The organism is Terriglobus sp. RCC_193, from assembly GCF_041355105.1.
GTDB lineage: Bacteria > Acidobacteriota > Terriglobia > Terriglobales > Acidobacteriaceae > Terriglobus.
The window spans coordinates 1-19634 of sequence record NZ_JBFUPK010000001.1; the positions used below are offsets into that span (position 1 = coordinate 1).

Genomic DNA, 19634 nt, shown 5'->3' on the forward strand with positions numbered 1-19634 from the left:
ACCCCAACAGATAGACGATTTTACAGCCACCAAAACCGTAACCCCAATCAAAAGACGATTTTAGAAAAACAGGGGGGGAGGGGGTACCCCAGTGCCTGAATCCAGCCGTGGCTGCCTTCCATCTAATCCACAGGGCTGGTAACCTAGTAGAAGCCCCGGACTAGGGGTTGTGCTGCGCATCCCGACGGGTTCCTGTAGAGTTTCGCCCGGTCGATTTCTTTGGAGAGAAAGTCAGCAATGGCAAAGGCAATCTGGAATGGCCAGACGGTGGCCGAAAGCGAGAGCTTCGAAACCGTAGAAGGCAACATTTACTTCCCTGAGGAGACGGTGAAGCGCGAGTTCCTCCGCCCCAGCTCCACCTCATCTTCCTGCCCGTGGAAAGGCCAGGCGCGTTACTTTACTCTGCTGGTCGACGGCCAGGAGAATCCCGACGCAGCCTGGTACTATCCCGATCCCAAGCCGGCAGCCCGCCAGGTAAAGCACCACATCGCCTTCTGGCGCGGCGTGGAAGTCTCCAAGTAGCATCGGAGCATTCGGTATCAGCAAAGGCGGCCTTCGGGCCGCCTTTGTGCTTGCTAGGGTGGAAATCCTCAGTGCCCAAGATAGTCCGCAAGCCGAATGGAGGGGATCTCCAGCGAGGTACGGAAGCGCATTACCGGGTGATAAACGGTAGTGGTGAGTGATTGCACCTGGCAACCTTTGGCAGCACCTGTAAGTACACGCGGACCGAAGTTCACAGGCCAGTGGATCAATGGATCGAAGCTTATGTTTCCCTCGTGCGTGGACACCTGCATCGGCACGATAGGGACTGCACAGCCCGGTGCCATGGTGGCATCGATCTCCATTGGATATCGCACAGAGTAGGCAAAGCGACATACAACGGCTGTTACAGCAGAGCGGCTCTCGTAAGGTGGATTGACAGCATCACAACTTCCGCCTCCGGGAATGGCAAAGCGGTTCCGAATGTCAGTAGTTTGCGGTTCGCCGGGAGCGATCTCCTCTGCAGCTAATGACAAGCTGAGGTGAGTGTTCGCATCCCAGGCCTTCTTCAGCAAGGAAGATGGCAGATGTAGCATCATGCCATCTGCGGTCAGTGTCGTCGGATTCCACGGTGATGTGTAGCTGTATTCGTCCGCTTTTAGGGAATACTGCACAGCCGCATTATGCAACCGGTTTCCATTTGGCAGCCCCAACAGTTCAATTGGCAAGGTGATCGCAGTCCGCCCAAAGCTCTCCTCTTCATGTTTGGTGGAATGTCCCGCCGCTGGAACATAGTGCAGGTGAAGCTGTGGCGCCGCTCCATCGTGATAGCGTGCCTTCAGCAGCAGTGTCCCCAACGACGCAGGTGCCATATTGGACATGGAGTAAATCAGTAGCAGAAAGAAGAGAGCAGTACAGCCCATCAGGATGCGACCCAACTGAACATTTCGCTTGTGATACAGCAGAACCAGAAGAGCGGTGAAGATGATTGTAAGAATCAGACCGAGGTAAAAGCGTACGAACGGAGCATCGGCGAGAGGCCCATTGTCGCCGAGCAGGTAGACCAACATTCCTGTCCAAACCACAAGACTGGCAAGCGTGGTGAAGAAGGTGGAGGCAAATGTGGATGTGATGCATGCGATCAGAAGAAGCGGTATCCAAATAATGAGCACATGCTTTGCTGCAGATACCAGAAAACCCGCCACGAAAGGCGACACTCCCCCGTAGAGAGCCAGACACCACTGCATGACAAAGTAAGGCAGCGCAATGCATGCCAGCAGAAACAGCAGCTTTGCGCCCAATAGGCTCGTCCAGCGATAAGGCCGAGTGGTCCAGAATTGGCGGTTGCCCACAAGTGCTTCGTCATGTATCAGTCGTGTGATCATCGCCAGCCAGAACACCGGCACGACCACCACCAGCGGGCGGAACCACTGTAGTATCCCGTTTGACGTCCAATGCCCCGGCCAACCGATGGGGATAAGGAATCCCACCAGAATGAGCAATTCAAGATAGAGTGCTAGCTCGATCCATTGATGGCGAAGGTCTTTGCGGAAGATGTGCAGTGCCTGTGTCATGCGGCGCTCCGTTGCGTGCGAGTTACCGCCAGAAAGATCTCGCGCAGCCCGATGGACGTGGATTCAATCGTCTGCGTGGAAGGCAATGCGCTGCGGACTTCATCCTGCAATGACGCAGAGCTTCCATTGGCATGAACGAAGCGCACCACTGCTCCGGAGCTCTCCGGGCACATCCAGTCACGTGGGAATGTGTACTGCACAGGTGCGCTGTCAGAGAGCGTTACGGTAACTTCGCGGAAGCGATCCAGCAATGTATCCAAAGGCTCTGCGAACATCAGGCAACCGTTGTGCAACATGGCTGCGTGCGTGGCGACAGGTTCAATCTCTGCGAGGTCGTGCGTGGAGATCAGCACCGTTGGCGGGGTTCCATCTTCCGTAGCAAGGCGATCAATCAATGTGCGTGTCAGTTCGTCGCGCACCAGCGGATCGAGTCCGGAGAAGGGTTCGTCCATCAGGATGAGTTCGGGACGAAACGCAAGTACGCTGGCCAGTGCCAGCTTCATGCGCATACCGCGCGAGAGATCACGGATGCGGCGGTCTTCCGGCAGATCGAGATCGCTTAGCAGCGAACCTTCTTCCCACGTTGGATAGAAAGGGCGCAGATAATCCATGAAGCCGCGCACCGTCATCCACTCCGGCATCTCCTGGCCCTCGGCCACATAACCTACACGCGTGAACATCTCGCTGGTGAGCTTTGTGGAATCAGTTCCAAGCAACGTCACAGAACCCGATGTGGGATGAAGAACATTCAGCAAGAGCTTCAGCAGGGTCGTTTTACCTGCGCCATTGTGGCCTGCCAGCGCATACACCGATCCTCGCGGAATAGTCAGATCCAGCGGCGCAAGCGCGATGTGCTTGCCAAAGCGCATGGTGAGTTGGTGCGTCTGAATAACGGCATCCAATGTCATTCGGCATCTCCGGGAAAGAGTCGGTTCCAATGTTTTTCTAGTGCTGCGGTTACGTCTTCCAGCGGGATGGAGAGACGCTTTGCTTCCACCACAAGTTCTTCCATCTGCTTGCCCAGCAGGTCTGTGCGTTGCGATGCCGTGGAACGCGGAGGCTCAGCGACCAATGTGCCGATACCGGGCACGGCCTGCAGCAGACCATCGGCAATCAACTGGCTGATGACCTTGTGCGCAGTATTTGGATTGATGGAAAGATCGCGGGACAGCGCACGCACGGAAGGGAAGAGGTCGCCGGGACGAAGATGACCTGCCACAATCGCACGCGTAGCGGCATAGACCACTTGTTCGTGGATAGGTTGGCCGGGTTGCAGGCGTACGCGAAACGGTGTCACAGGTGTAGTAGTACAACTAGTACACCTGTGACGCAATAGAATTATTTATACCCGATGCCGTTTTATGGACGGGGAACCGGACCCGGCGTGCCCAGAATGTGAATGGTGTGCAGCCACGTTTCAGCCAGCGTGGGCCAATGCGAGATGGATAGCTCCGTCGGACGCAGACCAAAGCCGTGACCACCCTGCGTAAACAGATGCAACTCTGCCGGCACCTTCGCGTCTTTGAGTGCTTGAAAATACACCAGAGCATTTTCAACGTGTGCGGTGTAGTCATCCTCTGCCATCACCAGAAACGTTGGAGGCGTATCGGTTACCGGCTTTACCGTGGGATTCACTTTGCCATCTGCGCCATTCAGCCAACCCGGATAGAGCAGCATTTGAAAATCTGGTTTGGCATCCGCAGTGGATGGTGGAATGTTCTTCCCTTGAAAATCTGAATGTGTACTCAACGCTGCTGCAAGATGTGCTCCTGCCGAGAATCCAATCGCACCAATGCGCTGCGGATCAATGCCCCACTCCGCAGCATGCGCACGTGCGATGCGCATGGCTTGCTGCGCGTCTTCCAGGTCTTCCACGTTGTCAGGGTAATGGCCAGTTTCCGGCACGCGATACTTCACCAGAAGGCACGTCATGCCGATGGAGTTCAGCCAGTCGCAGACCTCCGTGCCTTCCAGATTCCATGCCAGACGGATGTAAGCTCCACCGGGGAGCACCAACGCTGCAGCTCCGGTGTTCTTCTCCTTGAGTGGGAGATAGACGGAGAGTGTCGGCTTGCTCACGTTGGTGATGCGGACTGTCACCTTGCCGGAGACAATGCGGTTTGCGTCCGTGGTGGGGTCAATCTCTGGACCTGTGATCGTCGTCGGTTCAGGATTGCCATTGGGCCAGAGCGGCAGTGTGTGCTGTTGACTGAACGATGCACAAGGCACGAGTGCAAACAATGAAATGGCACAAACCCAACGTCCAAGACCCATGACGAACCCTCCGGTGATTTCGCAGCGGCGGTGAGGCCATCTGCGGGATCTCCGGAAGGGTATAGCAGTGGGAAGAAAGTTTGAACGAAGTTCGTTTTTAGTAAGCGCCGGTTTGTTCGATGGGCAGACGGACCTGGATGCAGGTATCGCCGGGTTTGCTGTGCAGCACGCTGAGTTGGCCCTTGTGCTTCGTCACAATGCGATTTGCAGTATCCAGTCCCAGCCCAAGTGCCTGTCCGATGCCCTTGGTGGTGAAGAAGGGTTCGAAGATGCGTGAACCAATCTCCGGGGCAATGCCGGGACCGTTGTCACAGACTTCCACCAGTACCGTGCTGCCACTGAGCGATGTGCGCAGCGTCAGCTTCGGCGTGTAGGATGCTTCGCACAGTCCCATCGCGTCCAGCGCATTTTCAATCAGTGCAGTCCACACCTGATTCAGTTCGCCGCCATAGGCCAGGATCTGCGGTACCTCTTCGCCATAGCAGCGATCCACTTCGACAGGGCCCAGTCGAGAAGTGAGCATGGCCAGCGTATTGTCCAGTGCCTCACGCAGATCAATCTCCTGGATGGGAGCCTGATCCATGTAGGAATAGCCACGGATGGCGGTGATCAATTCGAAGATGCGGCGCGTGGAGTCAATCACTGCATCTGTCATGCGTTCGGCATTCATGCCTGAGGCAAAGGATGCCAGTGCAACGGTAAGAGCTTCACCCTGAAGCACGTCGGCAAGAGAATCCAGATGCGTGGTTTCAATGATGGTCTCTGCCAGGACTGGAGCAATGCGCCACGCATCTTCTATCTGGTGCGCTTCCATCCAGCGCAGCAGAACATCTTCACGAGCGGCAACATCCACAGCATCCGAACGCTGCGGCCTGCCGTCGGGCTGCATCAGATGCTGCATCGAGGCGATCCATTCGTTGTACGCGACCTTGGTATCACCGCCGATGCAAAGTGCACCGAGACGAAACTTCTGGTAGCCGTAGTTGCGTAGTTCCGTCCACAGATTGTTGGACGCGGAACGCGCTGCAGAAGCGGGATTGTTCAGTTCATGCGATAGATTTGCGGCGAGTTTGCCGAGCGCATTCAGCTTCTCCGCCTGCTGTTCCATGCGTGTGACTTCACGCGTGCGATCCAGCAGCGTGGAAACCACGATCTGCGTAAGCCCGGGAACAGCCTGCAGCATCTCCGGAAATGAACTCTCTTCAAAATCCAGTGTCCATACTTCGCCTGCGGCATAGCCGTCGCCGCCGTAGCTCTTCATGCGGCTGAAGGGAAGTTTGCCTGTGACAGAGCCGCTGCGGCCAATGAAGAAGGCGACAGGACCGCTGGCACGGCGCACATGCACCTCGCCCTGCAGCAGGATAGTCATGTGGTGGACCGGAGAGCCGCCGTGGAAGATGAGCGTGCCATCATGGGCTTTGCGTTCTGTGCCGTGTTCGGCCAGCCACACAAGATCGTCGTGGCTGAGGGTATCCAGAGCCTTTACACGACGCAGCGCCGCGACACGATCCGGAATACTCGTAGGCTGTTCCGGTGCGAGCTGCGCAAAGATCAGGTCATCCCCAGAAAGGACACCGTCGGCCGGGTTGGCGACTGCGGCGGTTGCCATAATTCGCCTCCTGAGTCTTCAGGATATCGGATAAGCTGCCCCGCACCAGCAGATTGCGGCGAACGGCTACTTTTTACGACTCAATGGTGAAACGCCTGCACCGAGAGGAAGGTTCCCTGACATGGTCTTGTGGCGTATCTCGTCAGGTTGTAAAGGCAGCCAGCAGCAGTTCCATGGAGTGTCGGACATGTTTCAGGGCTCGCTTGTTGCCATCCAGACGAGTCAACATAAGAGCGCCTTCCAATGAAGCGATGATTGTATCCGCAAGTTCCGCAGGATCAGACGACGTGCTGATTTCACCATCGCGAATCCCCTGCCTGACAATGGCGGCGATGCGGCGTCGCCAATCTGTAAATGCCTGCTGTACCAGGTCGCGCAGGGCCGCATTGCCGTCGTCTGCATCAATAGCGGTGTTCATCAGCGGACACCCGCCTTTCAGCGGAGAAGGTTCACTTACGAAACGATCCATGATGTGCCGCAGCTTTTCCACAGATCCTGAGATGCTGTCGAGATCGTCCGTTCGCAGCTTTCGGACTACTGCAAGCGAAAATTTGAAGGCTTCCGCGGCAAGATCTTCTTTTGATTCGAAGTATCGGTAGATGCCTCCCTTTTCCAGCCCGGTCGCTTCCATGATGTCCGCAATGGAACACCCGGCATAGCCTCGCTGATTGAACAGCGGGGCTGCCAGCTCCACAATGCGTTGGCGTGTTTCCTCACCCTTTGTCATACGATCCTCCGGTCACTCTAAAAAAGACGAATCGGTCGCTTCTCCCATTTCATCAGATGCAGGAAAGAGACCACACGGTCTTTTATAAGGGAGATACTCACAATGGACTCCGAAGCTGTGGCCGCTTCTTCACAGCCTATTGCAAAGCGGCCCGCTGTGAACCCATGGGTTGTGGCATTGACGGTGACTCTGGCGACCTTCATGGAACTGCTGGATACGTCGATTGCGAATGTATCGTTACCGCATATTGCGGGCGGCCTGGGACGGAGCTTCGATGAAGTCACCTGGGTACTGACTACCTACCTGGTGGCAAACGCGGTAGTTCTGCCGATGTCGGCGTGGCTTAGCCGCGTCTTCGGCCGCAAGAACTATTACATGGCATGTGTTGCGCTGTTTACCGTTACGTCTTTACTGTGCGGCATCGCTCCCAGTCTGCCGTTCATGCTGATGGCGCGGATCTTACAGGGAGTGGGTGGAGGTGGGTTGGCGCCGGTGGAACAGGCCATTCTGGTGGACACGTTTCCCCCGGCCAAGCGAGCATCGGCCTTCGCTCTTTACACGGTCGCCATTGTGACAGCACCTGCCATTGGTCCGGTGCTGGGTGGCTGGATCACGGACAACTATAACTGGCGCTGGGTCTTCCTCATCAACATCCCCATCGGCATTCTTTCGCTCTATCTCACTGGCCGCTTTGTGCATGATCCCGAGAGCTTCGCCGCGGAACGTGCAACAGTACACGGCCCCGATGGGCGTTTGAAAGTCGATGGAATTGGCATTGGCCTTATCGGGCTTGGATCGGCAGCGCTGGAAGTGCTGTTGGACCGTGGGCAGATCGACGACTGGTTCGGCTCGCCGTTCATTGTATGGATGGCGATTGCCGCGGTGGCGTGTCTCAGTACTGCGGTGATATGGGAGTTACGACAGGCTGATCCCGTAATCGATTTTCGCCTGTTGAAGACGCGGAACTTCGCCATCGCATGTGCTTTTTATTTTCTGTTCGGTGTGGGCCTGTTTGCATCGACAACTCTCATACCGCAGATACTTCAGTCTCTCTACGGATATCGTGCCATTGATGCGGGACTCGTCCTCGGGCCAGGCGCGTTTGTGATCACCGTTCTTGCACCCGTCGGTGCGCAGCTTGTGCAGCGGCGCATCATTCATCCACGCACACTTCTGTTCGGTGCAGTCACGGTAGTTGGGTTGTCGTTTATTCACTACAGTCGCTTCACCCTCCAGACGGACTACGCACATTACGCATGGGCACGTGCATTGCAGGGATTGGGTTACGCCTTCTTCTTTGTGCCGTTGACGATGCTGGCGTATTCCGAACTGAAACCTGACCAAAACAACCGCGCGTCCAGCCTGACTAACTTTTTTCGTAACTGGGGCGGCTCATTTGGAATTGCCTTCGCAACTACGCTGGCAGAACGACGCGAGAATCTGCATCAGAGCAACGTGGGTTCCTGGTTGAACGGCTCATCCTCTGCCTTGCAAAATGCTGTGAAGTCAACCGCTGCTTACCTGCAGACGCACGGCTTTTCACATGCCGATGCCACTGCTGCAGCGTATGCGCGCGTCTACGAACAATTGCAGGCACAAAGCCAGTTACTGGCATTTATGGATTGCTTCTTCCTCATCGGTGTCATGACGCTGGCCGCCGTGCCGCTGTTGTTCCTGGTGCGAAACTTCAAGGTTGGCGGTGGCGGTGATGGCGCGCATTAGTTATGGAAAGGTGATGACAATCTTGCCGAAGTGATTCGCCTTTTCGAGAGAGTGGAATGCCTCTTTTGCATGTTCAAACTCAAACGTGCGATCAATGATGGGATGGATGTCGTTGTCTGCAAACGCCTGCAACGATTCAACCAACATTGCCCGCGACCCCACATAAATGCCCTGAACGCGCAATGTCTTCATCAAAATCTGTCCGATATTCAACGGCTGTTCCAGGCCCGTAAGTACGCCAATGACGCTGACCTGTGCGCCAACGGCTGCAGACCGTAGCGAGAGCGGAAGTGTGCCTGCACCTCCCACCTCCAGAACATGCGTCGCGCCGACCTTACCCGTGATATCGCGTACCTGCTTGTCCCATTCGAGGTGGCGGCGATAGTTGATCGCATGATCCGCACCGAGCGAGAGTGCCCGCCCCAGCTTGTCGTCAGAACTGCTGGTAATGAGGATGCGTGCTCCACGCATCTTTGCGATTTGGAGACCGAAGATACTGACGCCGCCCGTACCCAACAGCAGCACCGTATCCTGCGGGCCGATGTTCGCTGTATTCACCAGCGCATGCCACGCCGTGACAGCGGCACATGGAAAAGTGGCAGCCTCTGTGTAACTCAGCTTCTCGGGAATGGCGACGAGTGCGCGTTCCGGAAAGAGTTGATGTGTCGTCAGTGTGCCGTCGATCGCGCCGCCTAATGCGGAGGCCGGTGCCGCAGCCGTAACGGGGCCGTCAAGCCAGTCGAGAAAGAATGGCGCTACAACGCGATCGCCCTTGCGAAACGCAGTGACGGCAGAACCAACTGCAACCACTTCTCCAGCGCCGTCAGAGCAGGGAATCCGCGGCTTTTGCACATGCGGATCATAGCGGCCCTGTACCAGCATCAGGTCGCGATAGTTCAACGACACCGCGTGTATCTTCACCAGAACGTCATGCGGCGCAGGTTCAGGCAAAGTGATGTCATCAAAGGTCAAGGCATCGATGGAGAAGTCTCCACTCAGGCGGAGTGCTGTGGCAGTCATGTTCACTTGGATGCATGCAGACAGAAAGGCGTCTCACTGAAAGTGGTGAGACGCCTTCGAATCGTTGCAAGAGTTTGTTTAGTAACCGATGGTGAAGCGTTGGTTCAGGTGCTTCGGTACTTCCAATTCATTCGCCAGTGCTATGGCATAGTCTTCAAACGAAATGCGGCTGTTGCCCTGCGCATCCGCGACAAGATTGTCCGTGTCCAGGCGGAACTTGCCGGTACGCTCACCGGGTTCAAAGAAGCCCGCAGGTGCGAAGTATGTCCAGCTGATGCCGCTGGAATTCTTCAGGCTGTTGTATAGCTTGATGTGCGTGTCCACGATGGGCAGATATGACTCTGGCAGATAGCCGCTGTCACGCAGCGTTACGCCTGGAGCTACGAACAATCCGCCAGCGCCGCCAACGACGAGCAGACGCGGTCCATTGTTCTGCTTGATCGCTTCCACCAGGTTTGCAGTGATGGGCAGCAGAGCATCTGTGTTATCTAACGGGGGACCCAGCGCAGAAACAACCGCGTCCGCATTTGCACCCTTCAGAATCTGTGCGGTTTTGGCAACGTTGGTCAGGTCATCCTGCACCACGCTTACGTTTGCCAGCCTGTCCACGTTCTGCGGATTGCGCGCCACGGCAACTACCGTATGACCCCGATTCACCAACTCCTTCAAAATCACCTTGCCGGATTTTCCAGTAGCACCGTAAAGAACAACCTTCATGATGAGCTCCTTTTCGCAGCAGTACATTCTCTGCGCTTACAAACAATCAGATGTAGTTCGATATCGAATGATTCATTAAGAAGTGCAAATAAGATGGGCCGCGGAGAGATTCTCCCGCGGCCCACCATTCTATTCCTTGGAGTTAAAAGCGATTATGCTTTTACGACTGCGCCGTTTTCCACTTTCACCGGATCCAGGAACGGCATGCTCTTGCGGAGCTCTGCGCCAACCTTCTCGATGGGGTGGTTACGGTCCTGCTGACGGAAAGCCTCGAACTCCTTGCGGCCGCTGTTCTGGTCTGCAATGAAGCGCTCTGCGAATGCACCGGATTGAATGTCGTCCAGCACAGACTTCATAGCCTTCTTCACTTCCGGCGTCACAATGCGCGGGCCGGTGACGTAATCGCCCCACTCTGCCGTATCGGAGATGGAGTAACGCATGTACTCCAGGCCGCCGCGGTACATCAGGTCGACGATGAGCTTCAGTTCGTGCAGCACTTCGAAGTACGCCAGTTCGGGCTGATAGCCAGCTTCCACCAACGTCTCAAAGCCAGCCTTTACCAGTGCAGCGGTACCACCGCACAGAACAGCCTGCTCGCCAAAGAGATCGGTCTCGGTCTCTTCCGTGAAGGTGGTTTGCAGAACGCCCGCGCGGGTGCAGCCAATGCCCTTGGCATACGACAGTGCGAGTGCAAGCGCGTTGCCACTGGCATCCTGTTCCACAGCAACCAGGCCCGGAACACCACCACCTTCGGTGAACACTTCGCGCACGCGATGGCCCGGCGACTTCGGTGCGACCAGCGACACGTCGACGTCTGCAGGAGGCGTGATGGTGCGAAAACGGATGTTGAATCCGTGCGCAAACATCAGCGTCTTGCCTGCGCTCAGGCCCGGCTCCACTTCCTTGTACACAGCGGCCGCGGTCTGATCAGGAACCAGCACCATGATCACGTCAGCCCACTTTGCAGCGTCGGCCACGGAGAGTACTTCCAGCCCAGCCGCCTTTGCCTTCTCCGCACCCTTGCTTGTCGGGCGGAGACCAATCTTTACATCTACGCCGCTGTCCTTCAGGTTCAGCGCATGTGCGTGGCCCTGCGAGCCATAGCCAATAACAGCGACCTTCTTCGCCTGGATAAGGGAAAGGTCTGCGTCCTGATCGTAGTAAGTCTTTGCCATGATGTTTGTCTGTCCTTTGCCGTGTGTATCTAAAAGTGTAGTCGCCGCTACCGACGCGTGCGTGATGGTGTTATCGGAATTTCCGATGGCTTAAACATCGTGTTCCGCGAATTGATTCGGCAGCGCATCCATGGGATCCAGCTCGCCTGGGTCGTTGATCTGGAAAACAGTCTGATGTGCTTTGCTGCCCAGCGCCTTCATTACCTTGCCGCTGTGCTGGCCGCGACGCATGGCCATGCGGCCAGTGCGGCTGACTTCGAGGATCTCGTAATCGCTCTCACGCAATACCTGGATCAGACCTTCAATCTTGCTGGCGCTGCCAGTCATCTCCAGCATGACGCTCTCTGGAGCAAGATCGACAATGCGCGCACGGAAAACCTGCGCCAGTTCGAAGATCTGCGTACGCGAGTGCACACCATGCGGCGCATTGGGCCCAGCAGCTACCTTGACCAGGCAAAGCTCGCGGATAACAGCCTCGCTGCGGCCCACCTCGTCCACGTCGCGCGTAATCTCCAGTTTGTACAGCGATGCCTTCACGCGGAACGCGGCATTCTCCGGCGCGTCGCAGACAATGGTCATGCGCGAAACATCTTCACGCTCCGTCTCGCCTACGGTCAGCGAAACAATGTTGATGTTGAGGCGGCGGAACAGGGAAGCCACGCGCGTGAGAACGCCCGGCCGGTTATCAACGTGTGCGATGAAGGTATGAAGCATAATCTCAGGCAGCCTTTCGCTGTTCTGTTATGTCGTGGGTGGACGCTATACTCGTGCCACCATGCAGATCATTGATCATGTGTTGCTGCACGTGATCTTCAGCACGCAGCGGCAGAAGCCTGTGCTGAAGGACGATGCGCTTCGCGCCGCTGTGCATGCGGCCATTCGCGACAGACTCAGTCATTCCGAGAACGTTTGTCTTGCCGTCGGCGGAACAGCGGATCATGTTCACGTCGCGCTGTATCTTTCGCGCAAGATGACCGTGCACAAACTTGTCGATCATTTGAAGAAGGTCACGGTTCCCGTCATTCGTCAGAGCGGGGAACCGAACGCCTTCTTCAAATGGCAACAGAGTTACATGGCCTTCTCGGTCGGCCTTGCGGACCGCGATGCGCTCATCCATTACGTGCAAACGCAGGAAGAAGTCCATCGCACGCGAACCTTCCAGCAGGAACTGCTGGCCATGTTCGCGAAGTACGATGTTGGCTTCGACGAGCGCTTTGTGTGGAAGTGAGCGCAACGTCTTAGTCCTCGCTCGTTTCAATCAGCGGATTCGGTCGGCGCACCATCTCATGCAGAGCGGCTCCGGGTGCAATCATCGGATACACGCCATCTTCTTTTTCCACTGAGAAGTTGATCAGGAAGGAGGAAGAACCCGTGCGTGCCTTCGTAACGGTCGGCACCACATCCTTGCGCTCGGTTACATGGGCGCCCGGAATGCCGTGCGCATCTGCCAGTTTCACAAAGTCCGGAGACAGGATCGGAGAGCAGGAATAGTTCTTGTCGTAGAACGCCTCCTGCCACTGCCGCACCATGCCCAGGAAGCCGTTGTTAATCACGGCAATGTTGATGTGCAGACCTTCCTGCTGAATGGTGGAAAGCTCGGCAGCGGTCATCTGGAAGCCGCCGTCACCCGCGATCATCCACACATCCTTTTCAGGACAGGCAATCTTCGCGCCGATAGCCGCAGGCAATGCGAATCCCATAGTGCCAAGGCCACCACTGGTCACCAGCGAGCGCGTGTCTTCATGCTTGAAGTACTGGGCCTCCCACATCTGGTGTTGGCCCACATCGGTCGCAATGATGGTGTTGCTAAGGCGTCCCGCAGCCTTCGCCTCCTGCCAGATGTCGTTGATCACATGCGCGGCATACAAGTGGCCGTTGTCCGGCAGATTGATGATGTCGCGTACGCTGGCATCGCCCTTCATCGCGCGAATCTCTTCACGCCACTGCTTCGTGGCATCCTGCGTCGTGGGCGCGCCTGTCGCGTCGATCAGCGGAGCCATCGTCTGCAGCACCTGCTTCAGATCGCCGATCAAGGCAACATCGACCCTGACATTTTTGTTGATCTCGCTGGGATCAATCTCAATGTGAATCTTCTTTGCATTGGGTGCGTAATGCGCCAGGTTGCCGGTTACACGATCGTCAAAGCGCATACCAAAGGCCAGCAATAGATCAGCATTCTGGATCGCGTTATTCACCCATGATTCGCCGTGCATGCCCATCATGCCCAGTGCCAGCGGATGCGAAGCAGGGAAGGCACCAAGGCCAAGCAGAGTGGTTGCCACAGGAATCTTGTGGCGCTCTGCAAAGGCAAGCACTTCTGCCTCTGCTTCAGAGTGAATGATGCCGTGGCCCGCAAGAATCACAGGGCGGGATGAAGCACGCATCAGTTCAATCGCCTGCTGCATTTCTTCTGAATCGGCCTTCAGCATGGGATGCGGACGATACGCGCGTGGCTTCGAAAGATCGAAGTCGAACGCACACGCAGCCTGCTGTGCATCCTTCGTAATGTCCACCAACACGGGGCCAGGACGGCCGCTGCGCGCAATCTGGAAGGCTTCACGAACAACGGCAGCAATATCCTCAGCCTTTGTCACCACGAAGTTATGCTTCGTGATGGGCAGAGTAATGCCGGTGATGTCCACTTCCTGAAACGCATCCGTGCCCAGCACCTTGCTTGCAACCTGTCCCGTGATGGCAACCATGGGAATGCTATCCAGCATGGCGGTTGCAAGGCCCGTAACAAGGTTCGTTGCACCGGGTCCGCTGGTGGCCATGCACACGCCTACCTTGCCGCTGGCTCGCGCGTAACCATCGGCCATGTGCGCTGCGGACTGCTCATGCCGCACCAGTACATGGTGGATGGTGGGGAAGTTGCGCAGCGCGTCGTAGATAGGAAGGATGGCTCCGCCGGGATAGCCAAAGACCGTGGTGACGCCTTCACCTGCAAGTGTGGCCCACAGGATTTCCGATCCGGTGAGGGTGGGGGCGTGATGGGCAGTGTTCGCTGTGTCGCTCATGCGTGCGGCTCCTGCTGGTTCTTGCTGTGGCGTACCTGCATTTACAGGCACGCCATGGTTTCCTATGTAGTTCGTTAAGAAAGCTAATTCGTCACGGCGCCAAGGCTGGCCGAGCTTACCGTGTTGGCATACTTGGAAAAGACGCCGCGCTTGTAACGTGGTTCAGGCTCCTTGAAACCTGCCTTGCGCTTTGCCAGTTCTTCATCGCTAATCTCAACTCGAAGCTGCCGATTATTGATGTCGAACGTGATCAGGTCGCCTTCCTGCACAAACGCAATGGGGCCGGCATCATAAGCTTCCGGAGCAACGTGTCCTGCCATCAGGCCGCGTGTCGCGCCAGAGAAACGTCCATCGGTCAGCAGCGCAACGGTTTCGCTTAGTTCTGGAATACCCTTGATCGCGGCAGTCACGGCGAGCATTTCACGCATGCCCGGTCCGCCCTTCGGACCTTCGTAGCGAATCACGCAGACATCGTTCGGCTTGATTTCGCCACGCTCCACCGCAGCGAAGCAATCATCTTCACGATCAAAGATGCGTGCCGGGCCCTGATGGAAGAGACGATTGTGGCCTGCCACTTTGATCACGCAACCTTCAGGAGCAAGATTGCCCTTCAGGATGACCAGACCGCCAGTTTCCTTGAGAGGCTTGTCAATGGGATAGATCACAGGCTGGCCCGGTGTTTCATGGGCGGCCTTCGCTTCCTCGCGGATCGACTTGCCGGTCACGGTGATGTTGTTGCCGTCAATCAAACCGGCATCCAGCAGTCGCTGTGCCAGCACGCGCGAGCCGCCTGCATCCTGGTAATCCTTTGCGGCATACTTGCCGCCGGGCGACAGATCGCAGATGTGCGGTGTGCGCTCGTTGATGGCGTTGAAGTCATCAATGGTGAAGGGGATCTTGTACTCGTGCGCAATGGCCAGCAGATGCAGCACAGCATTGGTGCTGCCACCGCTGGCGCAGACTGCGGCATAGGCATCTTCAATCGCCTTGCGCGTCACAATCTGCGAAGGCTTCAGGTTCTTGCGTGCCAGATCCATCACCAGACGTCCGGCTTCACGCGAGGCCGCAGCCTTCTCCGGCGACATCGCAGGAACCCCCGTGATCTGGATCGGCGAGATGCCGAGAAATTCGCCAGCCATCGCCATGGTGTTTGCAGTGAACTGTCCACCGCAGGCGCCGGGGCCGGGACATGCAGCAGCTTCTACAGCTTCGAGCTGATCGTCGTTAATGGTGCCAGCAGCGTGCGAGCCGATGGCTTCAAACACGCTGAGAATGGTGATTTCCTTCACCGTGCCATCCGGCTGCGGCAGCTTGCCCGGTGCAATGCTACCGCCGTAGAGCATGAGGCCGGGAATGTCGAGGCGTCCCAGCGCCATGATGGCGGCGGGCATGTTCTTATCGCAGCCCGCAATGCAAACCAGACCATCAAAGCTATTGGCGCGCGCAACGAGTTCAATGGAGTCGGCGATGACTTCACGCGACACCAGCGAAGCCTTCATGCCCTCAGTGCCCATGGTGATGCCGTCATGCACGGTGATGGTGTTGAACTCCATCGGTGTGCCGCCTGCTTCGCGAATGCCTTGCTTTACGGCCTCAGACACCTGACGCAGGTGAAAGTTACACGGACCTACTTCGGTCCACGTGTTGGCAATACCGATGATGGGCTTATGCAGGTCTTCCTTGGAAAAACCAACGGAACGGAAATAGCTGCGCGCAGCCGCGCGATTTGGTCCTTCGGTAAGGATGACGGAATTACGTTTGCCGGGATCGAGTTCGTTGCTCAATGTTTTCTCACTTTGTTACGAAACAGTTGTCGTTTCAGGCTCTTCGATTACGCAGTCACAAGACAGTAGCTGACCATGACACCGAGGGCACTCTTCGATATCACAGCCGATGTGGTGATAATTACCAGGAAGCACTGCACAATCTCCACATCGACGTCTTAGAACTCCATCTGGATCGGGCTTCATAGTTGGATCAAGTTCGTCACCATACTTCACTGGAGCCATAGCGCCATCAGCCGTGGGAATGGCAGGAGGAATACAACCTGCAGCTTCATGCATTTCCTGATTGCAGTGTTTACAGATTGCCATTTCGTTACCTTACCTATGCAGCGGAAGTTTTCGGCGCGGACCAGAATTCGTTATCGTGCTTTGCTTCAAAGTCGTTCAGCGCATCCACGTGACGCAGTGTCAGACCAATGTCATCGAGTCCATTCAGCAGGCAATACTTGCGGAAGGGGGCAATGTCAAAGTGTGCAGAGAAGCCATGCTCGTCCGTGACCGTCTGTGCTTCCAGATTCACTGTGACCTTGTTGTTGGGGTCTTCCGTGCAATGCGTCATCAGCGCGGTCACATCTTCTTCGCTCAGGCGTACCAGGATGATGCCGTTTTTGCCCGCGTTGGAATAGAAAATGTCTGCGAAAGTGGGTGCAATCACAGCGCGAAAGCCGTATTGGAAGATGGCCCATGCAGCATGTTCGCGCGACGAACCGCAGCCGAAGTTCTTCTCCGCAATCAGAATCTGCGCACCTTGGTGCTCTGGTTTGTTCAGCACAAAGTTCTTATTCGGCGAAACATCATCAGGAACGTCCAGGTTGTAACGCCAGTCATAGAACAGGAAGTCGCCATAGCCTGTTCGTTCAATGCGCTTCAGGAACTGCTTCGGAATAATCTGGTCCGTGTCGATGTTCGGCAGCGGCAACGGTACGGCCTTGCTGGTAAGTACATTGATCGGCTCCATTAGCGCGCCTCCTTCTTCCACTTGCGAATATCGGTGAAGTGCCCGGTGATCGCGGCAACAGCAGCCATCTCCGGCGATACAAGATGCGTACGACCACCGCGTCCCTGGCGGCCTTCGAAGTTGCGGTTCGAAGTGGAGGCGCAACGTTCGCCGGGCTGCAGAATATCCGGGTTCATGCCCAGGCACATGGAACAACCGGGCTCGCGCCACTCAAAACCCGCTTCCTTGAAGATGGTGTCCAAACCTTCTTCTTCGGCCTGCTTCTTCACATGCTGCGAACCGGGAACGACCATCGCACGAACCTTCGTGGCAATGTGATGTCCCTTGACCACCTCAGCGGCGGCGCGCAGATCTTCAATGCGGCCATTGGTGCAGGAGCCAAGAAAGACAGTGTCAATCTTGATCTCTTCCATCGGCGTGCCCGGCTTCAGGTCCATGTATTCGTAAGCCTTGGCAAAGCTCTTGCGATCAGCCTCGGTCGGCGCTTCCTCCAGCGTTGGTACTTTGCCATCAATGGTGGCGTGCATGCCCGGCGATGTTCCCCAGGTCACTGCAGGAGCGAGTGTCGCGGCATCGATAAACAATTCGCGATCAAAGACAGCGCCTTCATCGGTAGGCAGCGTCTTCCAGTGCGCCAAAGCTTCTTCCCACGCCTTGCCTTCGGGAGAGAAGCGGCGACCTTTCAGGTACGCAAAGGTCTTCTCATCGGGAGCAATCATGCCAGCGCGCGCGCCAGCTTCAATGCTCATGTTGCACACCGTCATGCGGCCTTCCATGCTGAGCGCGCGGATAGCGGAACCTGCATACTCAATCGCGTAGCCGGTCGCGCCGTCGGTGCCAATGCGGCCAATGATGTCCAGAATGATGTCCTTCGCCGTAACACCGAAAGGCAGCTCGCCATCCACGGTAATGCGGAACGTCTTTGGCTTGGGCTGTGACAGTGTTTGCGTGGCCATCACGTGTTCCACTTCGCTGGTGCCAATACCGAAGGCCAGCGCGCCGAAAGCACCATGCGTCGACGTATGCGAATCGCCGCAGACAATCGTCATACCCGGCTTGGTCGCGCCCAGTTCCGGCCCGATCATGTGCACAATGCCTTGCGAAGCATCCTGCACATCGAAGAACTCAATGCCAAACTCCGCGCAGTTCTTGCGCAATGCATTTACCTGTGCGGCGCTGATCTGATCTGCAATCACAAGGCGATCCGCAGCGCTGGTGGTGGGAACATTGTGATCTACCGTTGCAATGTGACGGTCAGGCCGACGCAGTTTACGGCCTGTCATGCGCAGACCGTCGAAGGCCTGCGGCGAAGTGACTTCATGCACAAGCTGCAGATCGACATATAGGATGGCAGGTTCGCCTTCCGGTTCTGCAACCAGATGCTGCTGCCAGACTTTTTCAAACAGTGTCTTTGGTGCGGACATTGTGGCTTACCTCTGGGGCAAAAGCCCGTGTTGCTCGATAGAAAATATTTAGGAAGCAGCGGCTCCAAGTTCAGCAGTGACCTGATCCAGGATGAGTTGCCCCATCTTCGATGTGCTGACAGTCTGCTGTCCGGCAATGTCGCCGCGAGCAATATCGGTTGTGCGATAACCCGCTTCCAACACCTTCACCACAGCGTCTTCAATGATCTTTGCTTCGGCATTCAGACCGGCGGAATGACGCAGAACAAGCGCTGCGGTGAGAATCGCGCCAATGGGATTTGCCTTGCCCTGTCCTGCAATATCCGGTGCGGAACCATGTACGGGCTCGTACAGGTTCACCTTGCCACCAAGCGTGGCAGACGGCAGCATGCCCAGCGATCCGGTGATGACGCCGCTCTCATCGGAGAGGATGTCGCCAAACAAATTCTCAGTAAGCACCACATCAAAATCACGCGGACGATTCATCAGGTGGATTGCCATCGAATCCACAAGCTGATGTTCCAGCGTCACGGTGGGATAATCCTTCGCAACCTCAGTGACTACGGCGCGCCACAACTGCGAGCACTCCAGCACATTGGCCTTGTCCACGCTGGTGACCTTCTTCTTATCGCGCTTGGCGGCGATATCGAATGCGATCTTTGCAACGCGTTCCACTTCATGGCGTGTATAGACCATTGTGTTGTGTGCGCGGTCGGTCGTCTTGTCCCATGCGCGCGGCTGGCCGAAGTAAAGACCACCCAACAGCTCACGAACAAAGAGGATGTCCACGCCTGCGGTAATCTCCGGGCGCAGCGGCGAGTTATCGGCCAGTGCCTTGTAGGCCGTTGCAGGGCGCAGGTTCGCAAAGCCGCCAAGTTCTGCACGAATCTTCAGCAGACCTGCTTCCGGGCGTTCGCTGGGCGGAAGGGAATTGAACTTGTTATCGCCCACTGCGCCAAGAAGTGCAGCGTCGCTGGCCAGTGTTGCTTTTAGTGTCGCTTCCGGCAGCGGTGTACCGTGCGCATCAATCGCCGCGCCGCCAATCAGCAGCGAGGTGTAAGTAAAGGTATGTCCACCAGCGGCTGCAACGGTGTTCAGCATGTTGACTGCTTCGTTGGTAACTTCCGGGCCGATGCCGTCACCGGCGAGGAGTGCAATCTTCAGATTCATCGTC

Annotated in this window: 18 protein-coding genes; 3 read left to right on the forward strand and 15 right to left on the reverse strand. The window is 56.5% G+C overall.

The annotated features are described in order from the left end of the window. Window positions 1-237: 237 nt before the first annotated feature. A complete protein-coding gene (locus tag AB6729_RS00005; protein ID WP_371079509.1) occupies window positions 238-522 on the forward strand; it encodes a DUF427 domain-containing protein in 285 nt (94 codons plus the stop codon). Window positions 523-590: 68 nt separating this feature from the next. Here the strand turns inward: AB6729_RS00005 and AB6729_RS00010 are convergent, their stop codons facing one another. The 6 genes from AB6729_RS00010 to AB6729_RS00035 form a co-directional block, all read right to left on the reverse strand. After that, on the reverse strand, window positions 591-2054 hold the full coding sequence (locus tag AB6729_RS00010; RefSeq protein ID WP_371079510.1) for a hypothetical protein: 1464 nt from the start codon (window positions 2052-2054) through the stop codon (window positions 591-593). After that, on the reverse strand, window positions 2051-2962 hold the full coding sequence (locus AB6729_RS00015; protein ID WP_371079511.1) for an ABC transporter ATP-binding protein: 912 nt from the start codon (window positions 2960-2962) through the stop codon (window positions 2051-2053). Before AB6729_RS00015 ends, AB6729_RS00010 begins: the two co-directional genes overlap by 4 nt. Then, window positions 2959-3351 (reverse strand): GntR family transcriptional regulator, encoded by a 393-nt coding sequence (locus tag AB6729_RS00020; RefSeq protein ID WP_371079512.1) that lies wholly within the window; start codon window positions 3349-3351, stop codon window positions 2959-2961. The genes AB6729_RS00015 and AB6729_RS00020 overlap by 4 nt, the downstream gene beginning before the upstream one ends. A 62-nt stretch (window positions 3352-3413) precedes the next feature. Next, on the reverse strand, window positions 3414-4328 hold the full coding sequence (locus AB6729_RS00025; protein ID WP_371079513.1) for an alpha/beta hydrolase: 915 nt from the start codon (window positions 4326-4328) through the stop codon (window positions 3414-3416). 97 nt (window positions 4329-4425) lie between these two features. Then, window positions 4426-5937 (reverse strand): sensor histidine kinase, encoded by a 1512-nt coding sequence (locus AB6729_RS00030; protein ID WP_371079514.1) that lies wholly within the window; start codon window positions 5935-5937, stop codon window positions 4426-4428. A gap of 142 nt (window positions 5938-6079) precedes the next feature. After that, entirely contained in the window at window positions 6080-6664 is a 585-nt protein-coding gene (locus AB6729_RS00035; protein WP_371079515.1) for a TetR/AcrR family transcriptional regulator, read from the reverse strand. Window positions 6665-6766: 102 nt separating this feature from the next. On the opposite strand from AB6729_RS00035, the gene AB6729_RS00040 reads away from it, so the two are divergent. After that, a complete protein-coding gene (locus tag AB6729_RS00040) occupies window positions 6767-8386 on the forward strand; it encodes a DHA2 family efflux MFS transporter permease subunit (RefSeq protein WP_371079516.1) in 1620 nt (539 codons plus the stop codon). On the opposite strand, the gene AB6729_RS00045 is transcribed toward AB6729_RS00040, so the two are convergent. From AB6729_RS00045 to ilvN, 4 genes are all read right to left on the reverse strand, one after another. Next, window positions 8387-9406, reverse strand: a complete 1020-nt coding sequence (locus AB6729_RS00045) for an NAD(P)-dependent alcohol dehydrogenase (protein ID WP_371079517.1) — start codon at window positions 9404-9406, stop codon at window positions 8387-8389. It lies immediately after the preceding gene. Between the two features lie 78 nt (window positions 9407-9484). Beyond that, complete coding sequence (locus tag AB6729_RS00050) at window positions 9485-10123, reverse strand: NAD(P)-dependent oxidoreductase (RefSeq protein WP_371079518.1); 639 nt, start codon at window positions 10121-10123, stop codon at window positions 9485-9487. A gap of 152 nt (window positions 10124-10275) precedes the next feature. Then, entirely contained in the window at window positions 10276-11385 is a 1110-nt protein-coding gene (gene ilvC, locus AB6729_RS00055) for a ketol-acid reductoisomerase (protein ID WP_371081164.1), read from the reverse strand. A 3-nt stretch (window positions 11386-11388) separates the two neighbouring features. Next, a complete protein-coding gene (gene ilvN, locus AB6729_RS00060) occupies window positions 11389-12012 on the reverse strand; it encodes an acetolactate synthase small subunit (protein WP_371079519.1) in 624 nt (207 codons plus the stop codon). Window positions 12013-12073: 61 nt separating this feature from the next. On the opposite strand from ilvN, the gene AB6729_RS00065 reads away from it, so the two are divergent. Beyond that, entirely contained in the window at window positions 12074-12526 is a 453-nt protein-coding gene (locus AB6729_RS00065; RefSeq protein WP_371079520.1) for a transposase, read from the forward strand. A 10-nt stretch (window positions 12527-12536) separates the two neighbouring features. On the opposite strand, the gene ilvB is transcribed toward AB6729_RS00065, so the two are convergent. The 5 genes from ilvB to leuB form a co-directional block, all read right to left on the reverse strand. Next, entirely contained in the window at window positions 12537-14315 is a 1779-nt protein-coding gene (gene ilvB / locus AB6729_RS00070; protein WP_371079521.1) for a biosynthetic-type acetolactate synthase large subunit, read from the reverse strand. Between the two features lie 83 nt (window positions 14316-14398). Then, window positions 14399-16099 (reverse strand): dihydroxy-acid dehydratase, encoded by a 1701-nt coding sequence (ilvD, locus tag AB6729_RS00075; RefSeq protein WP_371079522.1) that lies wholly within the window; start codon window positions 16097-16099, stop codon window positions 14399-14401. A gap of 322 nt (window positions 16100-16421) precedes the next feature. Next, the gene (gene leuD / locus AB6729_RS00080; protein WP_371079523.1) at window positions 16422-17057 is read right to left on the reverse strand and encodes a 3-isopropylmalate dehydratase small subunit; all 636 of its coding nucleotides are present in this window, start codon (window positions 17055-17057) and stop codon (window positions 16422-16424) included. Next, a complete protein-coding gene (gene leuC / locus AB6729_RS00085; protein WP_371079524.1) occupies window positions 17057-18481 on the reverse strand; it encodes a 3-isopropylmalate dehydratase large subunit in 1425 nt (474 codons plus the stop codon). Before leuC ends, leuD begins: the two co-directional genes overlap by 1 nt. 48 nt (window positions 18482-18529) lie before the next feature. Continuing rightward, window positions 18530-19630 carry a 3-isopropylmalate dehydrogenase gene (gene leuB, locus AB6729_RS00090; RefSeq protein ID WP_371079525.1) on the reverse strand — a complete coding sequence of 367 codons (1101 nt, stop codon included), beginning with the start codon at window positions 19628-19630 and terminating at the stop codon, window positions 18530-18532. Window positions 19631-19634 lie beyond the last annotated feature (4 nt).